We start from the raw sequence: 24,539 nt of genomic DNA on the forward strand, positions 1-24,539 counted from the left end.
AAGTCACACTTTCATTATCTAGATTCCTTAACTGCATAAAAAAAGGGACGTATTTCTACCTCCCTTTGTATCTACTATCTTTATTTTTTTACTTTACATATTTATCATACAGCTGCTCCAAAATATTTTCTAGTGCCACGCACATTCCTGGGTGTACTTTAGAGCTTTGTAGTAATGTTGATCTTGTTGCTGTTAGCCAACGAAAACGACTCGGCACATCTTGTTCACCAATCACACCACCATGTTTTCCACCTATACATACCTCTTCCCATGCCTTCAGGTAAGAACGCACTTCTTCTATGGCTATGTCAGGAGCAAAAGCCTCAAATAATTGCTCATTAATATGATATTTGATTTTAATAAAGCGCTTTGCCTTACAAAACATTATTACTCCTACATTCATAAATTCCTCTCGCTCCACTTTTGGAACAAAACGAATTATCGCATATTCATATACAAACTTATCCTCTTGCATCGATGGCTTCTTTAGTTAACACATCAATATTTTCTATTCTGGTGTTCAAAAATTCCTTGTACACCGCTCTCCTTTCTTCAGGAGTGGCATCAATAGAAGCCTCCGACAACCAATCATCAGGCAGCAAATTTACAATTCCTTCTATAATATCGGGAGTTAATTTTTCTTTGATTATAGATTTTGCATCTTCTAACCTAGCTGCCTTAGCTAATAAAACATGGTCTTTGATCATTGGAAACTTTCGCTGAGCATGGTCTTTCCATCCTTCCCATGAGTGATGGAAATATAAACTAGCACCATGATCAATAACCCACAGAGCTTTGTTCCAATTCAATAAATTTGTATTCCGGTGTGTTCTGTCAATGTTTGTGATAATACTATCCAATAACACCACTTTAGATGCCGCCAAAGGATCAGCAATAGATACTAGAGGATCATAAGTAATTGCTCCGCTTAAGTAACTCATACCTAAGTTGAGCCCTTCAGAAAACTTTAATAAGTCTTGAATTTCCTCGTCCCCTTCCGATTTACTAAAAGTATCTACTAAATGTATAAAGACTAACTCCGGCATGTTTAAGTCCAACTGTCTAGCCATCTCTCCACCCAACAATTCAGCAATTAATGCTTTGACACCTTGGCCAGCTCCTCTGAACTTAATGACATAGTCGAAACCGTCATCACATTCTACAATAGCAGGTAATGACCCTCCTTCTCTAAGAGGAGTTACATACCTTGTCATATTTACAGTTCTGATCTCTCTGTTGTACATATTTATCTATCAAAAATTTCACTCATACGATATACTTTCATGAGTGTTATTCAAAATAAATATTTCATCACAAACATTTAGGAGATACAGAATATTTTTTCGAAAAATTACCAAAAGTTACATTGAAGATAGGATACCTCTAATTACACTGTAACAGCATAATCCAACAACAACGCATGTAGCTAAAAGTAATATCACAAGGGTAAACCAATAGGCAAAAGTATCTGATAGCAATTTTTCACCTTGGTCATATATGTTCATCAGTTTATCCGCAAAAAATAACAATCCACAATACACTATACTCGAAGTGTAATAGTCTAGTCTTTTCATCTTATCGTATATTAAAAAATCTCTTATCAAGAGGAATTGATTGATACATCAATTTACTGTTTTAATATACTTTACACAACCCTACTTTGAATCTTTTACGGTTTTTCTGGGCAGCTTGAACGCCAATTCTTGTTCGTTGGCTACAGTAACTCTAAAACCTGCATCTCTAATAAGATGTACCCAAATTTTTTGATCTATGTAACTTAGGTCAGCATATATTGTAGGGTAATCTGTTGTTAGCGGTTCAAAGTCTAATTTTAATTCAATATCTGGATAGATTTTATATCTCTCCGCGTCTTTCAGCTGTATTCTACCTTCGTATCTCTGTATTTTAAAACCATGTGTCTCAAAATACTCTACCATTCCTTTTCCAGAAATTTGAATTAATAGCGGTTGAGTTGGAATATTGTTCATTACCATCTCGGCAATGATTTCTTGATATCTCTGATCTGACATGTCTCCCTTAACGTAATTTCCATCACGCTTATTGGCATATCGAGCATCACCACTTTTCAACCATTTTACCGTTTCAGGCTTATTATGGTCTACATATCCTTTTTTAGAGGAAGAACAGGAAGTAATACTTAGTGCTAGAATCAAAGAAAAGATACTACTACGTAACATGTTAATTTTTATTTAAATGAGATCTAATTATACGAGTTTGTTCGGGCTGCAACTATACATTTTATCAAATAATCTTAAAATTTAAGTTGACTTACCTGTTTTTTACTATTTAAACTAGTTGTTAAAGTTCATTCACAAATTTAATAAAATAATTATTATACTTTTGTGTTGGGTAAAGAATCATAGATATTAAGTATCTATAAAACATTGACTCCCCTTCACTGCTTTGCAATGAAGGGGTTTTTTTGTTAATAGACAAATCTTTTAGACCTATCTTACCTTATTATTTCCTAAAAAACAGCCGGATTACCTTCCTTATTATCAATACCATAGAAAATCATACATCCTTTTTCTAATCATTTTTCTCCTTATCGCGATCAAATAAGTTTTTTGAACATCATTGGTGACATTACACCTCTTAGGATATTAGTAAGTGAGAGACAAAAAAATACTATGAAAAAGATTATAATAATTTCGCTTCTACTGTTCAGTTCATTCATCGCACAAGCTCAACTTGTTATTGTTGTTCAAGCTGTTGCCTCATCAATAAAAGCTCCCAATCAATTGGATAACGTTACATTTTATGTGGATGGTGATTCCGTTGTTGTTCCCGTTACCAAATTAAAGAAACAAAAAGTGGCCGATTATGACAGTATTAAAGTATCGACTTTAATGGCTGCAGATAAAGTGCATAAAGTATATGGTGATAGTGTTGCTATGTCGGAAGTTCCCGAAGACGCTTTATTTTATGAAAACACCAAAAGATATAGAAAAGCAAGAATGTCGACACTGTTCGCGGCTTCTTCATGGACACTGACGCTTTTAAACCCTTATTTTCTGATTGTAGCCCCACTACCTACTATTCAAGCACTAAAAAGAGATAAGACCGTCGACAAAGCGTATGTTATGAGCGGAAAAGAGTGGCGAGAACACCGTGGTGAATATAAGGCTTATCGCAAACAGTTTAACAAGAAGAATATGAAAGATAGAGAAGAAGAAGAAACCTCTTTTAGTGAAGAAGCTATCGTAAAAAAATAAATCATTTTCTGAGACCTAAATAACGGGTCTCTTTTTTTATACTATTGATTTTCTTCGTTATTATCACTTATTGATAATTTATTAAACATTAAATGTTTATATTTTTATCATTTATATTTACCTTTGTAGTATGATTGGTTCCCCTAGACAAATGCTACTTTAATTAATTATGGTCTAATACAATCGTAAATTAAGATGAGTGAATTTGATATCTCCTCTCCTGAGGAATTTGACAACTTGAATGAAGAAGAAAAAAAGAGGTTTAAAGAAGAACATTTTCAAGCAAGTGGTTTTCCATCACCTGCTCAAGAATATGCTAAGGATGATGTGTCTGCCGATGACATAATCAACAGAGGATACAATACTTTCTTCTGTAGAATGCAGCGTACCGTTCCTGAATGGCGTTTCCAGAAAGGAGACTTTATTGTCGTTTCTAAAGGAACAGATATTCGCATCCATGAATTTTTTATAGGATGGTATAATAATGAGTTTAGAGTACTTCGAATGGGAAAAAATGGGTTCTGGACTTCTCCCCATACTTTTTCCAAAAGTCAGGTACAAGTATGGGGAAAAGTGACCCATGCTATTGTGTCTTATCAGCAAAAGCACTTGTAGTTGATTAGGCCTTATTACCCTTAACGATTAAACCAAACCACCGAAGTAATTAGTAAAATGTAAGTACCATTATGATTTTTTTCCAAGGAAAACATTCACACCTTTAGGTTGAGGATTTCCAGAAATACGTCTCCAACTTACTACTTGCCCCACATGAGTAAGAGCATCTGCAATCTGTCCGTTCAGTAAATACCAAAATGGAAAGCTCTGAGATGCTCCCATATAATTATAATTTTCTAGCTCTTCATCAGGCATTACTTTTAGCCTATCACTTAAGTCTTTGTATAAATATAAAGTTTCTGCTCTAAATTCTTCGTAAGTAGATAAATCTGTTTTCTTTTTCATATGTCCACCTAAAACATTGTTGGCAGCAAAAGCGAGGTGATAAATATGACCTAACAGTTCGAGCATATTGCGACTATCTTTTTCTGGTCTAAAGTCTATTTCCTTTTCTGTGAGTCCATCTGTTGCCCAATAATAACGGAAGCCTAAACCGTCTATCATTCTAGCGATAACATGGGTACTGCTGATTTCTTTTGGTAAGGGTGGAATTGATGAATATGGTAATTCAGACATTCTAAAAATTGATTAATGGTGAAGTGCTGAAGATACTAAAAAGCCATTGATTTCATGTAGGTAACCAAATCTTTTATCCTGTTTAAAAAATATCTTTCTTGCTACACAAATTACATAAGCCATTAATTGTCAATTTTTTAACATCAAAAAATATGAAATTGTATAAATTACAATTAATTTAGTAGAATATGCAGCAAGGAAAAAGATGGCTTGACTGCGGCACCTAATAATTAATCTCATCTTCTCATTACCATATAAAATTAACCCAAAACTGATATGGAAATCACGATTAACCAAAAGAATTATATCTTGTTATTCGATACACAGCAAGACCTTAATGCAAGCAGACAATATCTAGCTTCCACAACAGGTAATATCTGTTCTAGATTGAGTAGTTTCAAGTATGATATTGGTGAAGCGCTTCCTGAGGGAGGTAAAATAGAGCACATTATCACTTATCAAGAAATGAACGATCAGGTTGCTCCTTTGTTAGAATCATCAAAAAGAAAACGAAGAAAGAAATCTGACGCCTAGTATTTGTTAAAGGTAGCGAGCTACCTAAAAGCATTTACATCAATGAAATCGTTAAATCGATCATCCAAATAAAAACATTCCGAAAGCATTTTTGGGATGTTTTTTTTGAGTTCAAGAAAAAAAGAGATAAATTATTAAAGCATTGAGAAAAATGCACCCAAAGAAAAAATACCCAATTAACTACACTTCTACTGAAGTTTATATCAATGAGATTATTAATAACCTTACTACTGCTGATTATTAACTATAGTGCCTTTGCACAAATTGGTCCCTTCAATCATGAAATCAAAAACATAAATATCAAAGATTTATCGTCCAATAAATTAATGAAAATTGAGGATGATACGTTTGCTGGTGATAAAGCCATAAAAGTGCTTGAACCATATATGGGGTATAATCAGGAAGGAAAAGTATCTTATTTTTATAATTATACTACCGGAGAGATTGAACTGTATTTAAAGAATGAAATCTCTAGCTTAGTGATTTATGATTATGAGATTACAAGAGAAATATGTAATATCTATTTTATCATCGATAGTAAGATCAAGTTACATGCAAGCTACAACAAAAGTGATGGTAAAACTATAGACATTGTTTCTTATCAAAAAGACCGGAGATCAGGTGAATGGGTAAAGGTCATTACAGAAGAATAAAATTACTTACAATAGATAGATAAGCTCTTGGAGGAAAGTGTATATTTACACCAGAATTCAAGAGTTTTTGTATGTTACTAAAAAGAAGAGATGAAATCAATGTAGAGCAATGGGATGAGTGTATTGAGCAGTCGTCGCAGTCTACTATTTTCGCTTTTTCATGGTACTTGGATATTACAACAGAAGATTGGTGGGCAGTTATCGTCGAAGAAAAGGGTAAATATGTATGGGTGATGCCCTTTCCCATAAAAAAGAAGCTCAATTACTATTATATTCAGATGCCTGTCTACTGTCCTGAATTAGGATATTTCTCTACTGTTGCTTCTTCAGAACAGCTTTTTTCAAATGCACTTCAACTGATACAACAAGAAGTACGGTACTGCATCAGTTATATTGGCAATCAGCACAACAACTTTGGAAATTCTGTTTTCTATGAAGATGTAACTATAGACCTTAATAAGAGCTGGGAGGAAATATATGCTCAGTTTAGTAAGGATAAAAAGACGAATTATAAAAGGGCAAAGAAGTACCATCAAAATATGTATTCTTCTGATGATCCTACAGCATTGGTACAGCTATTTATCAAACATACCATACCAAGAATTGGAGATGTAAATATCAAAGATGCTGAAACTATCATTCCTCAATTAATCGCAACAAGTATTGAGAAAGGAAAAGGAGAATTGTATTATACTAGATATGAGGATAAAGAAGATGCTGCAGCATTCTTCTTTAGACATCAAAATAAATTACATTACTTTCTCAATAGTGCCGATGAGCAACAAAGAAAACGTAATGGAAGAATGTATATTCTCTCCAAGATTATGGAAGACAATAGTGATAAGCCACTTACCTTTCATTTCGGTGCCTATATCAAAGAGAATAGTCTAGATGATTACAGTATGAATGTCCGACCGTATTTTGAAGGTTTTGGTGTAAAAAAGATAACGTTTCCAGCTTTAGAATGGAATCATTTACCGATACATATTAATGCGATTCATCAACTAAAGAAAGCCATTTATAAGATCCTTTATTAGCGTCATCTGTGAGCTCTAGAAATACAAAAAGAGAACCCAAATTGAGTTCTCCTTTCTATCAATATACCTAATTAAATACTATCTTATTATTCTCTAACTTCATCTTATTATAACATGAAGTAAAAAATGTCACCCCTTCTTCCCATTATTTTTTGAAAAAAATAATTTATCCCAAAATACATCCAAGAAGAGTAGTTATCCGCTAGCTAAAAAGGATACTGATTAAGGATATAACATTAAGCACTCCAAATAATAATTCGGCCATAGTTCCTTGAATAATCTGTGTATTGGGTTTACCATCTAAGCCAATACTTAAGAGTCGACCTGTGGCAAAGCCTAAATACAAAACAATAGCAACCATAATAGATGACAGTTCTATTGATGAAACGAACACTCCTAAAAGTACAAACAAGCCTCCGATAACAGTTACAGCACCTCCACCTCTCATTTCATTAAAAATATCTTCTTCTCCTTCCAACTGTAGGTTAGGATTATCGGAATAGGATTTTAGACAATACGATTTGATGGGATTAAACACTCTCATGATACCTCCAAAAATTAATAAAGCACCAGATAAAGAAAGAACTACAATTTTAAAAATTTCCATTTCGTTTATGTTTTAAGTTTGTGATGAGACAAAAGTAGAAATGGCTTATGACAAGGGTATGTCAGGGGTATTTTCAAAAAAGTAAATAAAATAAAAAAAGAACCCAAAATGAGTTCTTCTTTCAATATCTTATTTTCTACCTAATCAACTTAAACATATTATCTATCTACATTTACTAATACCGTAAACAAAAAAATGTCACCATGAAAAGGAAGAAAATTTAAAGAGATACTGAAAATTTTTGTTGAGGCTTTAACACCTCTCCATAATATTTTTGCTGATGGCTTTGCTGTACTTTATCTACTAGATCCCAAGACCATTTTTTCCCAGACACTTCAGAAAGCTTTTTAGAAATGCCAAAAAATGTAGCACCACGGCCAACATTTATCACATAGCTATTTACAACTACTTTATTTGTTTTTGGAACATGAGATAATAATGCTCTATTATCATTCTCTACATTATAAGCTACTGGTACTGCAGATGTTGTTAAACAAAATAATACTACTGTAAGAAAAGAAATCAATAAATTTTTCATAACTATTAAATATCTAAAAGATGATCATCACCTTGTGAATACAATTACTTTATTTTCTATATGTTACAAATTTAATCATTGATTATATTTTACACAAATTATTTGTTTATTTTTTTAACATGTAGGTTTATTTATCAATTAAAGAGCTAAGTACATCTTCTGATGAATGATTCCTGTTTTTATTGAGGGGTATTTATTTCCTTCAGTGAGGAAACCATGTTTTGCATAAAAGTCTAAAGCTGTTTCTCTTGCACTTAATTCTATTCTCTCAATATCAAGTGATTTTGATTTAGCCATAAGCTGCAATAATATAGCTTGTCCAATACCCTTTCTTTGGTAATCTTCATGGATCGCCATTTGAGATATCACAGCCGTATTTTCCACTTGATGAAGTCTGCCAGTTCCTAAAACTGTATTCTCAGAATTTAGACAAACAAGATGTAAACTTTCATGTTCAAAAGCATCGTTGATCAGACTATCTGCCTCAGGCATATTTTTGAAGAAACAATCTATTCTAATATCTACCCCAGCTTGATAGAATACATCTGTAGTCTCTATATATTTAAATTGAAGTGATTCTTGCATTTAAGACGTTGAATAATGTTGTATTGAAACTGGTAATTGACCTATTGGTGATAACTCCTTCTTAAAGGCTTTCATAATACTCTTCTGAGCATATGGTGAATCTTGATAGGTAACTAAAATTGATTTGATACGATCATAACCTTTTATTTCATCAAGTCCATAAACATTGCCAAGGTGTAAATAGGTTATTCTTTCGGAAGGTAACTCCAAAAATAGTCTTTCTCTAATCACAGCAGGAATATCAAAATGATTGAACGGTTTGATATTAATACCATGAAGGCTGACAATAATATGATCGAACTCTTGTAGAGTATTGATAGTTGTTTGTAGACTTTCAATGGAATCACTTTCTTTCCATTTGAAAACAGTTACTCTTAAAGTATCTAAACCATCAACCAAAATGTCTTCTTTCTTTTTCTTGATTTCCTTTAAGTGATGTGCAACATTATCTCTAGTACTTGTTGTTTTACTTTCAATTTGTAAATTGAGGTAAGCCACTTTTTTAGAAAAGTCGACAGCTAAAGGTTTACCCAATTGTGTTAATGCCTGATCAAATAATTTTTGATTTAGTTTTTTGGCTTCGACATCCTCTTGATGCAGTGCAGAAGAATAATTGATTGTGTGTAAATTCTGTAAACCCACCCAACGTTTCATGGCCAGAATTTTTGTTACAGCATCATCTAGTAGAGAAATTGATAATTTACCAGATGAGATACTATCTAAAATACATTGTACTCCTGCTGCTACATCACAACTGTTTGTAATAATATGATTACCCGCTAAAATTGCTTTCAAATCGGCTTCTCCATTTTTATAATGGTTGGTGATGCCTTGCATATCCATCGCGTCTGTAATTAGTAATCCTTCAAACTGTAACTCCTCTGTTAGAATATCTTTTATAATTTTAGATGAAACAGTGGTCGGCATATTATCTGCATCATCCCAAACAGGAATTTGCAAGTGAGCAGTCATGATACTACTTAATCCTTCTTCTATTAATTTTTTAAAAGGATACAGTTCGATATGGTGTAACCGTTCATTTGAATGATTCAGTTGTGGTAACTCTAAATGGGAATCCGTTGCAGTATCACCATGACCTGGAAAATGTTTGGCATTATCTAGAATATTTTCTGATTGCAACCCTTTCATATAGGCTATACCTTTTCGGGCTACATTTTCTTTATTCTCTCCAAAAGAACGATAATTAATAACTGGATTGGATGGATTATTATTAACATCAACTACAGGGGCTAAAGGAGAAGAGACTCCTAACGCCTTACATTGTTGTGCAATCTTTTTACCCATATCATAAATGAGTTGATCATCCTGGATAGCACCTAATGTCATTTGATAAGGAAAAGATAAACCATCAGATAATCGCATACCTATTCCCCACTCTGCGTCCATATTTATAAACAGTGGTACTACACTTTTTTGTTGGTATAACTTCGTTAGCTCAATCTGTTGATCAATGCTACCCTGAAAAAAAGTAAGTCCGCCTAAATGAAAGTTTTCGATCAAAGATAAGATCTCGTTTTTGTGCTCCTCTCCTCTATTCGAAAAAGCCGCCACTTGAAATAACTGTCCGACTTTTTGTTTTAGGCTCATAGATGATAAGGTCTTTAACACCCAATCATCTGATATATATTTTAAAAACTCTGGTTTCATTATTTATCAGAAGTTACTTCTTTTAATAGTCTCGCTTTAATTTGTGAGATATAAGATTTAAGCATTTTCTCTTCTACAGGAAAGTTATTTTTTCTTCTTCTAGTAAGGTAGGCTCTTATTTCTTCACCAAGTCGTTGCTCTAACTTTAGATTAGGTTTCGTTTTTGAAAGACGATCGAATTTCACTGATATTAAATCTTTACCTTGATTTCTTAATTGATCTGCTTTTGATTTTTTCTTGGGAAGTAATGCCTTTCCTGTTATCTTCTTTTTTCTCAACATTTGTGATCTAGGGTTTATCTCTTTGGACTAAGTTAATAAATTTAGCTGTGATCTTTCAGATAGAATGAGTTCTTCAAATAGCATTGAATTCCCATTTCACTGGCATCAAAATGAGGTAATGGTAAATTAGTAGGAGTATACCATCCCCAAGATTCGCATTTGTCTGGTTCCATAATTTTAGGTTCTCCAACGAAGTCTTTAACGAGTAAAATCACAGAGATATAATGCGTATGAAATTCTTTGTATGTTTTTAGATTGTTGGTTACACTAATTACCTCCGGGTGTTCAATGTGTAAACCGGTTTCTTCTTCCACTTCTTTTATCGCAGCCTCTTCAAATGTCTCACCATTTTCTAGATGCCCTCCTGGAATTGAATAATAAGGAGCATGGCTCCCTTTTCTCTTTCCTATAAGTACCTTACCTTCTTTATTCAGAATAATAACACCAACTCCTACTTTAGGTCTATCCATCACTTTCTTCTTATAACATTATGAACGATTCCTTAATATTTCGATTTTGGTAAATTTGCCAAAACCGAATGAATACACAAAACTAAATAGCACTATTTAAATTTTCTTGTATGAACATTCAACTAATGCCATTTTTTTTGATTTTTAAATTTGTGAACTGATCAAAATTGATGCTTCTTGAAATCATCAAAGAAGAATAATCAATAAACAACACATTAACACACGTTGTTTTTAAAGATAAATTAGTTGGAAGTTTGTTTGTTAGTTTAGTTTATTAAGAGGAAAAGAACCTTCATTTTATGATGGTTCTTTTTATTTATATACACATTCATTCTTTGTCAAAAACGTTATAACAATTACAAATAACTACTTCGCTAAAGTAAAATTATCGTTAAAGTATAGTGTAGATAAATACTAAAAAGATGAACAGTAAAATCAACAAAACTTATCAAAGTAATCCTTTTGGAGATCGTGTCATTTACTCTTCTGAGAAAGGAGAAATCGCTTTAGATTACCCTTGCTATTTACAACATTCTAAGTATGAACTTAGAAATATAAAAGGAGATGTTATTCAAAAAAATGAAGCCTTTACTAGTATAGAAAAAGCTGAAGCAAGAATCGAAAGGTTGTTATCATAAGAAGTTAATTCATATAAATTAAAAAAGCCACATTTAAGGATGTGGCTTTTTTAATGAGTATATATTGGAAAAGTACTGTCTAAAAATACAGCAGCTATTACTTCCTCTAACACTTAATACTCTATTAATATTTAGAGTGTAAATGTTCTAATTGTTGTTCTTGAAGAAGTAATACAAACCTTAGATATTCCATTGTATCTGCCTCTGTTTTATTATGAATATCATTGAATTTGTTATTAGCTAAGAAACCATTTGTCAACTTTGTAAGATAGACAGAATCCTGTTGTAAGGTTTCTATTGTGATCACATCTACTAATGAAGAGATTTCCTCTACATTTTTATCATACTGTGCTTGTAATTCAGCAAGGGATTTTGGTTCTTCTTTCTTTTGGTTACAACCAAATGTTAATCCTATTAAAGCAATACCCAGTAGTATCTTTCTCATTTTTCGTTTATTAAATTATAATCTCGTATACACCGCAATATAAGTAAAAGATCACCTATGATAAGCCTATCAGGATTTAATATAGTTTAGCAGAAGATAGATAAGTATAGATTTTTTTATAATTTTACATTTATAAACAAACCCCAATTTTTTTATGAAAGCTTCGACTATTTTTCTTTTACTTACAATTTTTTCTATTTGTTCGTTTGCTCAGGAAAAAAGAAAACTACTTTATGGTGTTCCTGGCGTCGAAATTATAGCAAAAGAAGGAAGTGAAATCACCTTTAAAAGCGACTACATCCAACAATCAAAATTTCAAAGAACGTTGGATAATTTTAAACTGCATATCGAACATTACAACAAGATTCGGTTTGACGAAGACAATTTTGCACAGAACCTTCAATTTGTTTACGAGTTGGAAACAGAGCAAAAGGACTCTATGAACAGAATCATTCTAAGAAAGACAAAACAGAAACTTGTTAATTGAAAAGATTCTAAAAGAATAATTAAAAGGCATTTGAAGAAATTCAGGTGCCTTTTTCTATTATAGCAATATAGTGACCTCATCAGTCATATAAACCTGAATTATAAAAACCCATAACACAATACACTTAATAATTGTACTTTTTTAATTTTATCATATTAAGATTTTTGAAATATTCATTTCTATCTATGATATATTTGTTGCCATGAAAAAAAAGGTGCTAATTAGTATTATCAAAAAAGAAAGACACAAAAAGCTGATTATAAAGGCTTTTTAAAAGATAAATTAGTTGGAAGTTTGTTTGTTAGTTTAGTTTATTAAGAGGAAAAGAATCTATGTTTTGCATGGATTCTTTTTTTATTTATATGATTTTAAAATATGACTATTATAGTATTTTGGACATAAAAAAAGCATCCATTAATGAATGCTATATATATGAATATGTATTTTTTAATTCTTTCTTTGTAATCCTAATTTTCGTCGAATTTCATCTTGTGATACTCCTTTTCTAATAAGATCACCTAAACTTGTGCCTTTCTTGAAACGTCCTTTAATAGGATGTGAAATAGAGCTTGAGTTCATAAAATTTTCCATTTAGTGTACTTATAAAAACGAAATCGACGAATAAAAAGTTTACTACGGAATATCAATAAGATTTAACAGAGATGAATGATCTAAAAAATAATATCAGAAATTTTGAGTTGAAAATGAGGTTTATCCACTAGTCTTGTCCATCTTCCGCCCCATTTTAAACCACACTCCTCTCCTAGTTCACCTACCCTATTCCAATGTTTGGAATTCCAGTTCAATGCTCCATTTTCTACTGGACATACATCGATCGCCCATCCATAATTATGATACGATAACCCAGGAATAGCATTAGTGACAATACCTCCAGGAGCTGTTCGTCCTTGTGCATAAAGCTTTGCTTGAGTATCTAAGTCTCTAAAACCCCTGACCAATCTAATATTGATGCCTTCTTTCCTTGACTTCTCAATTAAAAGGTTCAGCTTCTTTTCTAATAAAGGATGAATACCATTTGGAGTTGCATACGGCTGACTGCTCACCGTATGGGTCATTATCCATACCAATGCAGTTCTACCTTTTACATAGGTCCATTTGGGGGCATATAAATAGGAAGAAAAAATAGTAACCACTAAAATTACTATGGTGAAGGTTGAATATTTTATGAATGCTTTCATATAAAAAATAAAAAGCCACCCTACTCTAGAATATTGCAGGGTGGCTAATTACAAGTAAGGAACTATAGTTGTCTATAAATTCCTTCTCTCATCATTTGAAGTTCTTTATGTTCTTCAATCATTATATAATGACTTTCATGAACAACTTCTACTTTATGTTCTTTATCTATAGTAATTACACCAACTACCATATTTTCTGATTTTACTTGTGCTATAGCTTCTTTTGCAAGATCTACATTTACAACAACATAAAATTTATGACAGAATGTAGCCAATTCATTTAAAGAAGAAATATACTTTAAATCATCGGCCGTCGATATATATTGATATCCTATGATTAAAGGGAAAATATCTTGGCTATTTAATTTTACAAACTGAACCGCTTCGATATTCTTACTTTGGCGTACCTCTTTCCCATCTTCAACAAAACGAATATTAAAATCGTTATGCTGCTTAAATGATAATTCATTTAGTTGAATGGCATCAAAAGCCTCATCTTGATAACGAAAAGCATAACCTACTTTTCCAATTGCTTTTACGACTCCAGAAGTGTGTAAAAGCGATTGAATTACCTTTGGGGTTAATGCCGCTTTTGAAGGTTTTGCCTTTACCTTGCTCTTTCCTTTTTCATCTTTTTCAGAAGCTCGAATATCAGTCCAAGCCTTATGGATAGATAAATCTCCATCGATCACCGATCTGACAATATTCTCACCGCCTTTTTCGATGATCTTTTTCATCTTAGTCACATTCTTAGTAGAAACACCTGCAATTTTTGCAGCTTCTTCTGCTCTATTAATTCTGCCACTAGGATCCATATTTAAGGTATCTTTAAAAGCTTGAAGTTCTAATTCGTCTTCACTCTTTTCTTTTACCTCTTCTTTAACTTTAGCTTTTGCTTCAGTCTGTGTTTTTTGCCCTTTGTTAAACGATTCAACTTGACGTTTCTTTCGTTCTTTTGCTTCAACACCTAAAAATTCTGTGAGTTGTAGTGCAATGGTAATCTTTTCAGCATCACCGATATTTCTTCGACCTAGTTGGTTTCTAAGCATCCATATTCTCACATCATTATGAGAATTGAACTTCAACTCTTTACTAGGAACATATTCTAAACCTAATTTGATAGCTGCTTCACATCTATGGTGACCATCTACTACAGTATGAACTACTCTAGCTTTACCAGAATCATCTCTTAATGTATGAGTCCAATATAAAATAGGTTCACGTACTCCTTCTTCTTTAATTGATTTCTCAAAATTCTGAGCCTCATCGGCAGTTTGCTTTCTGATGAGTTCTCTGTATTCTGGTTCAATATGGAAAGATCCAGGAGATTTATAATCTACTTGTGTTAGTTTTTCAGAAGATTCTTTCTCGCGAAGAGAGGTCATCCCCTGCTTATGTTTTTCTTCTTCTTTCTTTTTAAACTTATCTAAATTGAGCATGGGCTTTAATCTTATTAATCAATCACGGGTAAAAGCTCTTTTACTACTGCTTTTACTTCATCAGTTGGATTTAACTGGTCAAAGTTAGTATCTCTTTGGTATCTAATTGCATCCGGTAAGAAAGAATTTAACAAAGTAAGACCTAAATAACCATTTAGTTCGAAAGGCATCTTTGATTCTTTTACTGTTCTGTTGACACGATTTCTAATACCAATAATTTTAGTTGGCAAATCCAATGAATCTCTAACATCTGCAATGTTACTGATACTCGAAATAGTTGGCCCCAAAGCTGTTTCATTTAGAGTGATAGGAACAATGACATCAGAATTCGCAATAATACTTGTCAATAAATCAGTAACAGCTACATACCCTGCTGTATCAACAAGGATATAATCATAATTGTACTGATTATCTTCAATTAATTTGCGGTACTTCTCTGATACAGCGATAGAGTTAGAATCGAAAGCAATTACATCAATGTTATCTACTGAACCATTTTCAGCGTACATCATTAAAGTTTGTTGTGGATCTGTATCAATACACAAGACTTTTGCAGTAGGTCTTAATGTGGCAATACCAACAGCAATCTGACGAAGTAAAGAGGACTTAGTGTTTCCTCCTTTTGAGTTAATAAATGAAATAACTTTCGAAGGCTCTCCCTTGACAATATAATCTAATGGTACCTGAAAGATATCAGAGATCTTAGATAAACCTGAATACGGTATCTCTACTTTACCTTTTTCCCATTTGATAAGACCTTGAACAGAAATATCGATTAGCTGAGCTAACTCTTTCTGCTGCATATTGTTCTTTTTACGAAGTTTGACGATGTTATCTCCGATCATTGTCTTAAAAGTTATATTATTGTATAGTTACAAAGCTATATATTTTGTAAATATGGTACAAGTATTCCATAAAAATTATACTAAAGATTAACTTAAATAATTAATTATGTATCAAAATTCCTTGAAATGTACGGTATACCTATACATATAATTATTTTACTGTACACCATATCGATTCAAAAGTGTATGTAATTCTGTTCTAATGTATAGATATACCGTATACAAGCCTTATATATGTATAGTTGTACCGTATTCGGAAGTATGTTTTTTATTAAAAATGTATTGATATACCATAATATTGAAGGAAAAGCTATCATTTATGGTATATCTATACACATTAATTGAAATCATACAGTAAACAGAGAAATAATATTAAAAAATTAAATAAAAATGGTATAGGTATTTATTTAATATTGTATATACTTTGTTTATTTATAGGGTAACATAACTATCTGAAAATCAATGATTAAATCGCTTTATGTATGTATAGATTTCCCGAATAAAAATGTATAGATATACCATATACATATGTATAGTTATACCGCTCATTGATGTATTATAATTCTTTAGATGTATTGTAAGTAATATAACTGTATGGGAAAGTCCTTTATATGCATAGTTTTACCGTAGTACTATGTATAGATATACCATACATTTAAGTGCAATTCTAGAATTTATGTACATACCTGAATCTTTCTATAGAAATAAGAGTGTATTGAATCATCAGAATATGTATAAAATTTAAATACTATGTATAGATATACCGTAGTATTATGTGTTGGTAAGTACTTAAATGTATAGAATTACCGTAATTGTGTTTCATGGATACATCTTTTGCTATATAATAAGTTTTGAACTTAAGTAATTCACCAGATAATACATAGTTTATGTATTTGATCTCCTGAACATGTATAGCATTCCCGCTAATTGCTATCGATACATGTTCTTTTCATGGTAATTTACCTCCTGAATATGTATAGATATACCATAATAATGTAGAAATATGACTTCTAATGTATAGGTGTACCGTATATAGAGTACATATTCGTTATTATTTATGCTGTAGATATGTATTATTTGCCTTAAACCTGTAACGGTTTACTTAAATATGTATAGATATACCGTATAAATATGTGAACATTTGTACTAAAGGAGAATTCTGATACATCATACCAGAAAAACTATACATGTATTGAGTCTTATCTGTATAGAAAAATTAAACTATGTATAGTTATACCGTATGTTTTAGTCTTTAAAAGAGAAATCAATTACATTTTTGAGGATAAACATGATAACCTACATTTTTTGGTACATACATACCTGCTTATTGAGGTAAGATGTATGAATAGTGAAGCTATTATATGTAATAAAATTCTTAACTATGTATAGTTGTACCGTACTAATTATAGAAAATGTATGAATTACCCGACCATTTTTTTGCTTTTATGTATAGATATACCGATAATGTGAATCGAAAATGCGGTAAAGCTATACATATTAAAGAAATAGACTAAAGAAACTTGTCTTCAGATGGACATTTTAAATAAAATACGTACCAGTAGTAATAAAGTAAAACGTCATAATCGTTTTATTAAAGCAAAACAGAAGAAACCCCTTCCCTTAGTTTCCCAAAAGTTGCTACTGTTTGCTTTTACACTGAATGATTTAACTGCAGAGGATGAAATAGAATTTAAGGTTTCTGAGTTCTTAGGAAGACATCCTGGAGGTAAAGACCTTAAGCAGCTAGATTTTGGTTGTGATGCATTAGCAAGTGCTAAAATCACTTTAGGAGAGGCAGATCACGACTCTAGTCAATTTGATAGAGAATATATTCCTCTTTTTTCAAAGATAAAGTTGGATAAGACTTCTATTAAGTTCCAGTTTAATGGAAACTTTAAGAACCTTTTATCCCCTACAGGTAATTATACTCAATACTTGTACTCTAGTGTAAGACACATGCGTTCTCCTCATGCAGTGAGAATGTACGATTTGTTATCGCAAGGTGTGGGTAAGTACAATTCAAGAAAGATATCTGTAGAAGAGTTAAAATCTATATTAGGTCTATCAGATTCTAAATCATATAAAAACTTTGCAGCATTTAATCGTTCGATTTTACAGAAATGCTTAAAAGACATCAATGAGAATACTGATTTAGAAGTACGCCTAGAGTTAATAAAAACTGGAAGAAGGTGTACACACTTGGAGTTTTTCTTTACGAAAAAGGAATCAGAGAAAAAGAAAAGTATTGCAGCTCCTAATCAGCAAAATGCTTCAAATCAACCTGATAGTAATGAAACTATGCAAAATTCATTACAGCAGAAGATGAAGATGTTGCAATCTTTAGGATTCTCAAGAGAAGAAATTCTTAGAGAATTATTAAAGACAGATGTTGTGAATGAAGTGGAGGAAACGATAGAGGTAGAATCAAAGGTTGTTGAAGAACCTCAACCTATGCAATCTTCTATAGATTTCGAATTTCAAGGTAAAATAAACAAGTTGCATACTCGTCTTACAGAATTAGGAATGGCTCAAGACATCGTTCGCTTGGCAGTTCAACGATACCAAAGTAATCCGAATTGGAAAATTTGGCCAGAGGTAAATGCGGTGAAGATGGCACAGAAAGATGGTCAGAATTTTCCTAATGTACATACATTGAAAAAATGGATCATTGGAGAATAAGTGATCAAATAACAGAAATTGAAAAAAGCCTGTAGAGAACATATTTCTACAGGCTTTTTTTATCCCCTTAACAAGAAAAAAACTCAACACAAAATGTTGAGTTTTTACTCTAAACTGATATTGATATTATCCTAAAAGTGTAATTTGATTATTAAATCTGATGCTATATCTCATAAACTTGTACAGTATCTAATTGTTTATGAATACTAGATTTTTTTTCAATATTTTTTCAGAATGTATGTATCAGCCTATAAAATGTATTGTGAGGGTGAAATATGTATAGATATACCGTATTTCAATAATTTATAAGATTTCACTAGCTAATTGTTCAAAGTCTTTACAACCTCTTGAAGTTGGAGCATAGTCAAAGATGTTTTGTTTAGAAGTCACTGTGCCCTCAAACCCAATGGTATGATGAATGATCGTATCAAATACATTGAAGTCACTCTTTAGACTATCATTGATATGTTTTAAAAAGGATTTATGTGATGAATTTGAACTCTTGATTCCTGTAAACAGTATATGCGGGTTCCCTAAAGATGTATTGATATCCCTTACCGATGTAATCATTTTTGTCATGGTTGATAACCCTTGTGTATTATAACTTTCAGGATGTACAGGAATGATAAGGTCAGTTGAGGCTAATACTGCAGATATACTTATTGCATTGAAAGATGACGGACAATCAATTAGAATATAATCATAAAGGAAGCTAAAGTGAGTAAAGGCATTTCTGATTTGATATATTCCAGATAAGCCACCCATTCCATATTCAATATTGGCAATATCCAATTGTATTGAAGATGTGATCATATCTAGGTGTTCTCCCATAGGTGTAATGATTTTATCTTTTTCTGTAGATGGGTGTTGGATCAAATGATAGAAATCAACGTCAACCTTATTTTTAGCATATTCACTCAAAGCAGATTGCGGATCAGCATCTATAAGCAATACCTTTTTCCCTTTCATGGCTAAAGCCTTTCCTAAGTTTAATGTGGTAGTGGTTTTACCAGAATTAGCCTTATTGTTTAAAACAGAAATGATATTTACATCCGTCGAATTTTTATAGCCTAATGGAGTTAGAAGCCTTTCTAACTCCTCTACATGTTGTTGTTTTAATCCTTGTGTTCCACTCAGTGCCTTTCTAAGAGAATTCGTTGGAATCTTTGCTTGTCGCTCTAATTCAGAAACATTAAGTAATTTATTCTGCTTAATAAAGTGAATGACCTTTTCTGTATTCATTGGAAAGACTATTAATTATATAACTTTTTTAAAGTCTGTATATATACTAATATTTGTTTTATATAGTATTTAAATATACTTAATAATTGATAAATATCTAATTTAAAGTAATTAAATATACTTAATATGTTTTTTTTAGTCTAAATATATTCTTTTTGCTTATCTCTATTATTTGAGGAAAATATGGTAATCCACAAAAAAAATACAGAATGTGGGAACTATTTTCTAAAAACTATTGATTTAAAATACGTTATTGACGAGATTATCTTAAAATTTAAGTGATTCTGAATCATTTTTTTGTTAAATTTGCGGGTTGATCATTATTAGAGATGATAATTGTTCGTCAAGGATAGTTTCATTTCAATGATTATAAAGCAAGTATTCGATAGAAAAATAATCATATAAGAATAAATATGTCAATATTATCATTCCAAAAGCCGGAAAGAGTTGTAATGGAAAAGGCCGGTGATTTTAAAGGTCTTTTTGAGTTCAAACCTTTAGAAAGAGGTTATGGTGCTACTATTGGTAACGCCTTCAAAAGAACTTTGCTTTCTGCTCTAGAAGGATATGCAATTGCGGGTGTTAAGTTCCTTAATGCAGTTCAAGAGGAGTCAAAAGTTTCTGGCATAGCGGAACCATTATCAGAAGTTGTTTTGAACTTAAAGCAAGTACGTATTAAAACAATTGCTGAGTCTCCATCACAAAAAATCGTTGTTGATTTAAGTGGAAAGACTGAATTCAAAGCTTCAGATATCAAGGATTTCACTGAAGAGTATGAAGTTTTGAACCCTGAATTGGTTATTTGTACTTTGGATGGTAGTGCTAATCTTCAAGTAGAAGTTACTGTAGAGAAAGGTAGAGGTTATGTTATGGCAGACAATCAGGTATTAACTGATGCTGACACTACAGGTCTTATTACTATCGACTCAGCATTTACTCCAATTAAAAATGTTGAGTACCACGTAGAAAATACTCGTGTTGAGCAACGTACTGACTACGAAAAATTAGTGATTGAAATTGAAACTGATGGTACTTTACTTCCTGAAGTTGCTTTACAAGGTGCTGCAAACATCTTAATTCAACACTTCGCTCAAATCACTGACAAAGAGATTACATTTGATGTTACTCCTCGTCAGCAAGATCCTAAGTGGACTCCAGAAGAGATCAAGAAACGTGCTATGTTAGAGACTCCAATCTCTGATCTTGAGCTTTCTGTACGTGCTTACAACTCATTGAAAGCAGGTGAAGTGAAGACACTAGGTGAATTAGTTTCTTTAGAAGTTCGTGACTTAATGAAGTTCCGTAACTTTGGTAAGAAAACTTTAACGGAATTAGAAGAGATGTTATCTGATAGAGATTTAACTTTCGGAATGGACGTTTCTAAGTACCGTTTAGGAGAAGATTAATCTAAAGCATTAATTGCTAATACATAGAAAAAACCTTTCAGTTATGAACTGAGAGGTTTTTTTTTGCTTTGGTATTCGGCTTTCTTGTGTATGTAACAGACAATCTTTCAACTTAAATCTTCTTTTCTCTACTACGTTTGCTTGGACTTGTATAACTAAGAGAGTGATAATCTACATCTCCTATTTTCATAAACTTGCTAGTCGGTAGACAATTTATTCTTACTACAGATGTGTTTCCTCCAATAACAGTAAGCGTTTCTAGCCCTTTATATTCTTGCTTATTCAGATTATCTGAGAGTACTTCAATAATATATACTCCCTGATGTAGATGTATCGATGTAGGAACATCTCTATAGTCTTCATAGGCAAAAACAAGCTGGTTCGTTTGCTTATGTATAATATTTACCGCAAAATCATCTGTGATAGTCATTTCGTGATTATAATTGAAAAAGTGATTCCCATGAATATCCAGTTGTATTGTAACCCTTCCTAATTGGTTTTTATTCTCTAGTGTTGAATTGCATGATGATGCAAATAGTAGTACAATAGTTGGCCATAATAAAGGGGAAATATTGATTTTCATGATACAGGTTGATTTATTTCACAGTGATGTTGGTTGTGTTTTCTTTTACGGTATTTGTTAGGGGTGGGGTTATTTAAGAATTGTAATAGAAAGGCATTTTTTCTTAATTATTGATCACAAAATAGTGGACAGGGGAGGATTGCCCACTTGTATTATTCTAAGAGAAATACAGGATAATACAGGTGAATGAGATAGATTTCAAGCAAATATTGATTTTATAGAAATAATAGTACATCAATAAAAAATATCAGTAACCCTACTTTATTCCAAAAACAAAGTCATATTTTAGTGTGTTCAACTAGCTACATGACACAATTGAAAACAAATAGTAATCGTTGAAAACTCGTTTTTAGTTGTGCCGTATAGTTACTTTATATTTGAAAGCATATTATCATAACTTAAAATGTTGTTGAAGCGTACTGTCGTTTTTCTTTTATTCGTCTTGTTCAGTGGAAGTGTAGTAGTATATGCTCAGGAGAACAGCTCAGCAGTTGACACCCACTTTTTACAGAAAGGAGATACTATTCATCCTATTGAGGTTCGTGACTTAAAAAATAAGCCATATACCACTCCTAGTATTGGAGAAAAGGTACTATTGATATTTTATCCTGATCCTGATAATCCTTCAGAGAACGATTATTTTGTAGAACAGACCAAGCAGTGGAAATTTCCTTTAGATAAATTCCATGCATATGGTATTGTCAATTTAAAAGACACCCCTTATCCTAATGGAATTATCCGATTTATGATTAGAATGCTAAGGAAACGTTCAAAAAGAGAGGCAGGAGCTTTAATACTTACTGATCCTAAAGGTGTAGTTCAGACAGAATGGAATACTGGTGATTGTAATAATCATATTAGTGTACTGGTCGTAGACAAGACAGGAGAAGTGATTTTCTGGAAAGCAGGCCCTATTAATGAAGAAGAGACCGCATATGTTATTGATGAGCTGGTAAAACGCTTACCTGAGGCCAGAAAGTTGACGGCTGAAGAATTAAAAGCAATGGAAATTAATGATTAAACATTGTCCAAATAGAGACAATTCTAAATATATTTTAAAGGAAGATCCCTCTGAGAGCAAAAAAGCTTAATCAGAGGGATTTTTATTTAAATTGAAACGTAAAACTAGGGTTTTATACTACGCTAAACACTTATACTAAATAGATAGAGCTTGGACTACTAAATAAGCTTCACAATTAAACAGTTATCACAAATGAGCCTAATTATCAATCGAGAAGAAGAACAATTGATCTTAAAGATCATGGAAGAGGAAATTGTACCAGCAGAAGGATGTACTGAGCCGATTGCTATCGCTTATGCTGCAGCGAAAGCCGTAAGTTATTTAGGAAAAAGGCCAGAGGAATTGATCATCAATGTATCTGGTAATATTCTTAAGAATGCGAAGAGTGTTGTAGTACCAAATAGTGATGGTAAAGTAGGAATTGAAGTCGCAGGAGCTATGGGAGCATTATTTGGAGATCCACAAGCTGACCTGATGGTGATCAGTAAGATCACCTCTGATGATATGAATGTCGTCAACCATTTCCTTGAAGAGCATCGAGCTAAAGTAAAGCTTGCCGATAATAATATGACACTATATATCAATATTGAGGCAATAGCTCAAAAAGAGTGTGTAAGCGTAGAAATAAAGCATACCCATACAAATATCACTAAAGTTATTAAGAATGGTGAAGTGATTATAGATCAACCTTGTAATGACAATGACTTTAATTCTTCATTAATAGACCGAAGCATCCTATCGATCGAAAAGATTTATCATCTAGCTAAAAACATAGAGATTGAAAAGATAGAGAAGATTTTCGAAAAGGTATTTACTTATAATTCTCGTATAGCGTCTGAAGGATTAGCTTCAAAGTATGGTGTAAACATAGGGGCTGCAATACAGAAAAATATAGATAAAGGGTTGTACGGAGATGATCAAAGAAACCGTTCAGCTAGTTTTACAGCAGCAGGAAGCGATGCAAGAATGGGAGGGAGTGCAATGCCTGTTATGACCACAAGTGGTAGCGGTAACCAAGGTATGACGGCTTCTTTACCGATTATTAAATACTGTATTGATCAGGATATCGAAAAGGAAGAAATGTATAGAGCATTGTTTATGTCTCATCTATCGACAGTACATGTTAAAACTAACGTAGGAAGACTTTCTGCATATTGTGGAGCAATGACAGCTTCAGCTGCGGTAAGCGGCACCTTGGTATTTTTAGAAGGGGGTAAAGTTGAAAATGTGAAGAATGCGATTACAAATACATTGGGTAATGTCTCTGGAGTAATTTGTGATGGAGCAAAAGCTAGTTGTGCGACAAAAATTGCTTCAGGAATATATTCAGCATTTGATGGAGCAATGTTAGCACAAATGGGTAGTGTACTGCAAGCAGAGGATGGAATTATTGGTGATTGTGTAGAAGATACCATCAAAAATGTCGGTACTTTAGCTAAAGAAGGTATGAAATCGACAGACAAGACGATTCTTAATATTATGTCTAATTAATACTGAGAATGTTTGATTGATGATCCAAATATTTTACTAAAAAATGGTTATTTCAACGGGGTTGAAGTAGCCATTTTTTATTTTATCTACTTCAATCTGAGAAAACTAAAAAATCCATTTTAACATTGCGATATTAGAAAAATACAATAATGTTCCACGTGGAGCATTGTAGACATATTTGATTCTTGAATAATTCACAAAATTCTAAAAAAAGTACTAATGGTCTTATACCGTAACTGTTTGACTTGATTTAGGAAATCGCAT

At 32.3% G+C, this 24,539-nt stretch carries 29 protein-coding genes; 11 read left to right on the forward strand and 18 right to left on the reverse strand.

The features are described 5' to 3' along the window. Positions 1-88 precede the first annotated feature (88 nt). The 4 genes from HGP29_RS10180 to HGP29_RS10195 form a co-directional block, all read right to left on the reverse strand. Positions 89-475 (reverse strand): DUF3037 domain-containing protein, encoded by a 387-nt coding sequence (locus HGP29_RS10180; RefSeq protein ID WP_168882293.1) that lies wholly within the window; start codon positions 473-475, stop codon positions 89-91. Continuing rightward, complete coding sequence (locus HGP29_RS10185; RefSeq protein WP_168882294.1) at positions 462-1,244, reverse strand: HipA family kinase; 783 nt, start codon at positions 1,242-1,244, stop codon at positions 462-464. Before HGP29_RS10185 ends, HGP29_RS10180 begins: the two co-directional genes overlap by 14 nt. Positions 1,245-1,361: 117 nt before the next feature. Beyond that, the gene (locus HGP29_RS10190) at positions 1,362-1,574 is read right to left on the reverse strand and encodes a hypothetical protein (protein WP_168882295.1); all 213 of its coding nucleotides are present in this window, start codon (positions 1,572-1,574) and stop codon (positions 1,362-1,364) included. Between the two features lie 81 nt (positions 1,575-1,655). Further along, on the reverse strand, positions 1,656-2,198 hold the full coding sequence (locus HGP29_RS10195; protein WP_168882296.1) for a hypothetical protein: 543 nt from the start codon (positions 2,196-2,198) through the stop codon (positions 1,656-1,658). 453 nt (positions 2,199-2,651) lie between these two features. Between HGP29_RS10195 and HGP29_RS10200 the strand changes: the two genes are divergently transcribed. Next, positions 2,652-3,236, forward strand: coding sequence for a hypothetical protein (locus HGP29_RS10200; protein ID WP_168882297.1), 585 nt, complete (start codon positions 2,652-2,654; stop codon positions 3,234-3,236). Positions 3,237-3,431: 195 nt separating this feature from the next. Continuing rightward, complete coding sequence (locus tag HGP29_RS10205) at positions 3,432-3,851, forward strand: LexA family protein (RefSeq protein WP_168882298.1); 420 nt, start codon at positions 3,432-3,434, stop codon at positions 3,849-3,851. Between the two features lie 69 nt (positions 3,852-3,920). Here HGP29_RS10205 and HGP29_RS10210 read toward each other — a convergent pair whose 3' ends face one another. Then, positions 3,921-4,427, reverse strand: a complete 507-nt coding sequence (locus tag HGP29_RS10210) for a hypothetical protein (RefSeq protein ID WP_168882299.1) — start codon at positions 4,425-4,427, stop codon at positions 3,921-3,923. Positions 4,428-4,703: 276 nt separating this feature from the next. Between HGP29_RS10210 and HGP29_RS10215 the strand changes: the two genes are divergently transcribed. From HGP29_RS10215 to HGP29_RS10225, 3 genes are all read left to right on the forward strand, one after another. After that, positions 4,704-4,961 carry a hypothetical protein gene (locus HGP29_RS10215; RefSeq protein WP_168882300.1) on the forward strand — a complete coding sequence of 86 codons (258 nt, stop codon included), beginning with the start codon at positions 4,704-4,706 and terminating at the stop codon, positions 4,959-4,961. Between the two features lie 206 nt (positions 4,962-5,167). Further along, the gene (locus HGP29_RS10220; protein ID WP_168882301.1) at positions 5,168-5,614 is read left to right on the forward strand and encodes a hypothetical protein; all 447 of its coding nucleotides are present in this window, start codon (positions 5,168-5,170) and stop codon (positions 5,612-5,614) included. Positions 5,615-5,685: 71 nt separating this feature from the next. Continuing rightward, on the forward strand, positions 5,686-6,651 hold the full coding sequence (locus HGP29_RS10225) for a hypothetical protein (protein ID WP_168882302.1): 966 nt from the start codon (positions 5,686-5,688) through the stop codon (positions 6,649-6,651). 202 nt (positions 6,652-6,853) lie between these two features. Here HGP29_RS10225 and HGP29_RS10230 read toward each other — a convergent pair whose 3' ends face one another. The 6 genes from HGP29_RS10230 to HGP29_RS10255 form a co-directional block, all read right to left on the reverse strand. Next, entirely contained in the window at positions 6,854-7,258 is a 405-nt protein-coding gene (locus HGP29_RS10230; protein WP_168882303.1) for a DUF4345 family protein, read from the reverse strand. Between the two features lie 220 nt (positions 7,259-7,478). Then, the gene (locus HGP29_RS10235; RefSeq protein WP_168882304.1) at positions 7,479-7,796 is read right to left on the reverse strand and encodes a hypothetical protein; all 318 of its coding nucleotides are present in this window, start codon (positions 7,794-7,796) and stop codon (positions 7,479-7,481) included. Between the two features lie 138 nt (positions 7,797-7,934). Continuing rightward, positions 7,935-8,381: a GNAT family N-acetyltransferase gene (locus HGP29_RS10240; RefSeq protein WP_168882305.1), complete on the reverse strand. Its 447-nt coding sequence runs from the start codon at positions 8,379-8,381 to the stop codon at positions 7,935-7,937. Continuing rightward, complete coding sequence (locus HGP29_RS10245; protein WP_211093260.1) at positions 8,382-9,989, reverse strand: glycoside hydrolase family 3 protein; 1,608 nt, start codon at positions 9,987-9,989, stop codon at positions 8,382-8,384. A gap of 59 nt (positions 9,990-10,048) precedes the next feature. Next, positions 10,049-10,330, reverse strand: coding sequence for a hypothetical protein (locus HGP29_RS10250; RefSeq protein WP_168882307.1), 282 nt, complete (start codon positions 10,328-10,330; stop codon positions 10,049-10,051). A 41-nt stretch (positions 10,331-10,371) separates the two neighbouring features. After that, positions 10,372-10,800, reverse strand: coding sequence for a nucleotide triphosphate diphosphatase NUDT15 (locus HGP29_RS10255; RefSeq protein WP_168882308.1), 429 nt, complete (start codon positions 10,798-10,800; stop codon positions 10,372-10,374). Between the two features lie 422 nt (positions 10,801-11,222). Between HGP29_RS10255 and HGP29_RS10260 the strand changes: the two genes are divergently transcribed. After that, positions 11,223-11,438, forward strand: a complete 216-nt coding sequence (locus HGP29_RS10260) for a hypothetical protein (RefSeq protein ID WP_168882309.1) — start codon at positions 11,223-11,225, stop codon at positions 11,436-11,438. A gap of 124 nt (positions 11,439-11,562) precedes the next feature. Here the strand turns inward: HGP29_RS10260 and HGP29_RS10265 are convergent, their stop codons facing one another. Further along, the gene (locus HGP29_RS10265) at positions 11,563-11,883 is read right to left on the reverse strand and encodes a hypothetical protein (RefSeq protein WP_168882310.1); all 321 of its coding nucleotides are present in this window, start codon (positions 11,881-11,883) and stop codon (positions 11,563-11,565) included. Positions 11,884-12,037: 154 nt separating this feature from the next. On the opposite strand from HGP29_RS10265, the gene HGP29_RS10270 reads away from it, so the two are divergent. After that, positions 12,038-12,370, forward strand: a complete 333-nt coding sequence (locus tag HGP29_RS10270; protein ID WP_168882311.1) for a hypothetical protein — start codon at positions 12,038-12,040, stop codon at positions 12,368-12,370. A 447-nt stretch (positions 12,371-12,817) separates the two neighbouring features. On the opposite strand, the gene HGP29_RS28995 is transcribed toward HGP29_RS10270, so the two are convergent. The 4 genes from HGP29_RS28995 to HGP29_RS10285 form a co-directional block, all read right to left on the reverse strand. Further along, positions 12,818-12,949, reverse strand: coding sequence for a hypothetical protein (locus tag HGP29_RS28995; protein WP_262889529.1), 132 nt, complete (start codon positions 12,947-12,949; stop codon positions 12,818-12,820). Positions 12,950-13,041: 92 nt separating this feature from the next. Beyond that, positions 13,042-13,569 (reverse strand): M15 family metallopeptidase, encoded by a 528-nt coding sequence (locus HGP29_RS10275; protein WP_168882312.1) that lies wholly within the window; start codon positions 13,567-13,569, stop codon positions 13,042-13,044. Between the two features lie 62 nt (positions 13,570-13,631). Further along, complete coding sequence (locus HGP29_RS10280) at positions 13,632-15,008, reverse strand: ParB/RepB/Spo0J family partition protein (protein ID WP_168882313.1); 1,377 nt, start codon at positions 15,006-15,008, stop codon at positions 13,632-13,634. A 14-nt stretch (positions 15,009-15,022) separates the two neighbouring features. Beyond that, entirely contained in the window at positions 15,023-15,853 is an 831-nt protein-coding gene (locus HGP29_RS10285; protein ID WP_168882314.1) for a helix-turn-helix domain-containing protein, read from the reverse strand. Between the two features lie 1,530 nt (positions 15,854-17,383). On the opposite strand from HGP29_RS10285, the gene HGP29_RS10290 reads away from it, so the two are divergent. Then, positions 17,384-18,532 carry a replication initiation protein gene (locus HGP29_RS10290; protein WP_168882315.1) on the forward strand — a complete coding sequence of 383 codons (1,149 nt, stop codon included), beginning with the start codon at positions 17,384-17,386 and terminating at the stop codon, positions 18,530-18,532. Between the two features lie 303 nt (positions 18,533-18,835). Here HGP29_RS10290 and HGP29_RS10295 read toward each other — a convergent pair whose 3' ends face one another. After that, entirely contained in the window at positions 18,836-19,774 is a 939-nt protein-coding gene (locus HGP29_RS10295) for a ParA family protein (protein ID WP_168882316.1), read from the reverse strand. Between the two features lie 413 nt (positions 19,775-20,187). Between HGP29_RS10295 and HGP29_RS10300 the strand changes: the two genes are divergently transcribed. Further along, a complete protein-coding gene (locus HGP29_RS10300; RefSeq protein ID WP_168882317.1) occupies positions 20,188-21,180 on the forward strand; it encodes a DNA-directed RNA polymerase subunit alpha in 993 nt (330 codons plus the stop codon). 112 nt (positions 21,181-21,292) lie between these two features. On the opposite strand, the gene HGP29_RS10305 is transcribed toward HGP29_RS10300, so the two are convergent. Continuing rightward, entirely contained in the window at positions 21,293-21,763 is a 471-nt protein-coding gene (locus HGP29_RS10305; protein WP_168882318.1) for a DUF4493 domain-containing protein, read from the reverse strand. 403 nt (positions 21,764-22,166) lie between these two features. Between HGP29_RS10305 and HGP29_RS10310 the strand changes: the two genes are divergently transcribed. Both HGP29_RS10310 and HGP29_RS10315 read left to right on the forward strand, forming a co-directional pair. Next, a complete protein-coding gene (locus HGP29_RS10310; RefSeq protein WP_168882319.1) occupies positions 22,167-22,784 on the forward strand; it encodes a YtfJ family protein in 618 nt (205 codons plus the stop codon). Positions 22,785-22,976: 192 nt separating this feature from the next. Next, positions 22,977-24,275: an L-cysteine desulfidase family protein gene (locus HGP29_RS10315; protein WP_168882320.1), complete on the forward strand. Its 1,299-nt coding sequence runs from the start codon at positions 22,977-22,979 to the stop codon at positions 24,273-24,275. Positions 24,276-24,539 lie beyond the last annotated feature (264 nt).

Origin of the sequence: Flammeovirga agarivorans, from assembly GCF_012641475.1 — a bacterium.
Lineage (GTDB): Bacteria > Bacteroidota > Bacteroidia > Cytophagales > Flammeovirgaceae > Flammeovirga > Flammeovirga agarivorans.

Coding starts and splice junctions, on each gene's coding strand:
- HGP29_RS10180 (WP_168882293.1), bottom strand. CDS start 475: ATGCAAGAGGATAAGTTTGTATATGAATATGCGATAATTCGTTTTGTT.
- HGP29_RS10185 (WP_168882294.1), bottom strand. CDS start 1,244: ATGTACAACAGAGAGATCAGAACTGTAAATATGACAAGGTATGTAACT.
- HGP29_RS10190 (WP_168882295.1), bottom strand. CDS start 1,574: ATGAAAAGACTAGACTATTACACTTCGAGTATAGTGTATTGTGGATTG.
- HGP29_RS10195 (WP_168882296.1), bottom strand. CDS start 2,198: ATGTTACGTAGTAGTATCTTTTCTTTGATTCTAGCACTAAGTATTACT.
- HGP29_RS10200 (WP_168882297.1), top strand. CDS start 2,652: ATGAAAAAGATTATAATAATTTCGCTTCTACTGTTCAGTTCATTCATC.
- HGP29_RS10205 (WP_168882298.1), top strand. CDS start 3,432: ATGAGTGAATTTGATATCTCCTCTCCTGAGGAATTTGACAACTTGAAT.
- HGP29_RS10210 (WP_168882299.1), bottom strand. CDS start 4,427: ATGTCTGAATTACCATATTCATCAATTCCACCCTTACCAAAAGAAATC.
- HGP29_RS10215 (WP_168882300.1), top strand. CDS start 4,704: ATGGAAATCACGATTAACCAAAAGAATTATATCTTGTTATTCGATACA.
- HGP29_RS10220 (WP_168882301.1), top strand. CDS start 5,168: ATGAGATTATTAATAACCTTACTACTGCTGATTATTAACTATAGTGCC.
- HGP29_RS10225 (WP_168882302.1), top strand. CDS start 5,686: ATGTTACTAAAAAGAAGAGATGAAATCAATGTAGAGCAATGGGATGAG.
- HGP29_RS10230 (WP_168882303.1), bottom strand. CDS start 7,258: ATGGAAATTTTTAAAATTGTAGTTCTTTCTTTATCTGGTGCTTTATTA.
- HGP29_RS10235 (WP_168882304.1), bottom strand. CDS start 7,796: ATGAAAAATTTATTGATTTCTTTTCTTACAGTAGTATTATTTTGTTTA.
- HGP29_RS10240 (WP_168882305.1), bottom strand. CDS start 8,381: ATGCAAGAATCACTTCAATTTAAATATATAGAGACTACAGATGTATTC.
- HGP29_RS10245 (WP_211093260.1), bottom strand. CDS start 9,989: ATGAGCCTAAAACAAAAAGTCGGACAGTTATTTCAAGTGGCGGCTTTT.
- HGP29_RS10250 (WP_168882307.1), bottom strand. CDS start 10,330: ATGTTGAGAAAAAAGAAGATAACAGGAAAGGCATTACTTCCCAAGAAA.
- HGP29_RS10255 (WP_168882308.1), bottom strand. CDS start 10,800: ATGGATAGACCTAAAGTAGGAGTTGGTGTTATTATTCTGAATAAAGAA.
- HGP29_RS10260 (WP_168882309.1), top strand. CDS start 11,223: ATGAACAGTAAAATCAACAAAACTTATCAAAGTAATCCTTTTGGAGAT.
- HGP29_RS10265 (WP_168882310.1), bottom strand. CDS start 11,883: ATGAGAAAGATACTACTGGGTATTGCTTTAATAGGATTAACATTTGGT.
- HGP29_RS10270 (WP_168882311.1), top strand. CDS start 12,038: ATGAAAGCTTCGACTATTTTTCTTTTACTTACAATTTTTTCTATTTGT.
- HGP29_RS28995 (WP_262889529.1), bottom strand. CDS start 12,949: ATGAACTCAAGCTCTATTTCACATCCTATTAAAGGACGTTTCAAGAAA.
- HGP29_RS10275 (WP_168882312.1), bottom strand. CDS start 13,569: ATGAAAGCATTCATAAAATATTCAACCTTCACCATAGTAATTTTAGTG.
- HGP29_RS10280 (WP_168882313.1), bottom strand. CDS start 15,008: ATGCTCAATTTAGATAAGTTTAAAAAGAAAGAAGAAGAAAAACATAAG.
- HGP29_RS10285 (WP_168882314.1), bottom strand. CDS start 15,853: ATGATCGGAGATAACATCGTCAAACTTCGTAAAAAGAACAATATGCAG.
- HGP29_RS10290 (WP_168882315.1), top strand. CDS start 17,384: ATGGACATTTTAAATAAAATACGTACCAGTAGTAATAAAGTAAAACGT.
- HGP29_RS10295 (WP_168882316.1), bottom strand. CDS start 19,774: ATGAATACAGAAAAGGTCATTCACTTTATTAAGCAGAATAAATTACTT.
- HGP29_RS10300 (WP_168882317.1), top strand. CDS start 20,188: ATGTCAATATTATCATTCCAAAAGCCGGAAAGAGTTGTAATGGAAAAG.
- HGP29_RS10305 (WP_168882318.1), bottom strand. CDS start 21,763: ATGAAAATCAATATTTCCCCTTTATTATGGCCAACTATTGTACTACTA.
- HGP29_RS10310 (WP_168882319.1), top strand. CDS start 22,167: ATGTTGTTGAAGCGTACTGTCGTTTTTCTTTTATTCGTCTTGTTCAGT.
- HGP29_RS10315 (WP_168882320.1), top strand. CDS start 22,977: ATGAGCCTAATTATCAATCGAGAAGAAGAACAATTGATCTTAAAGATC.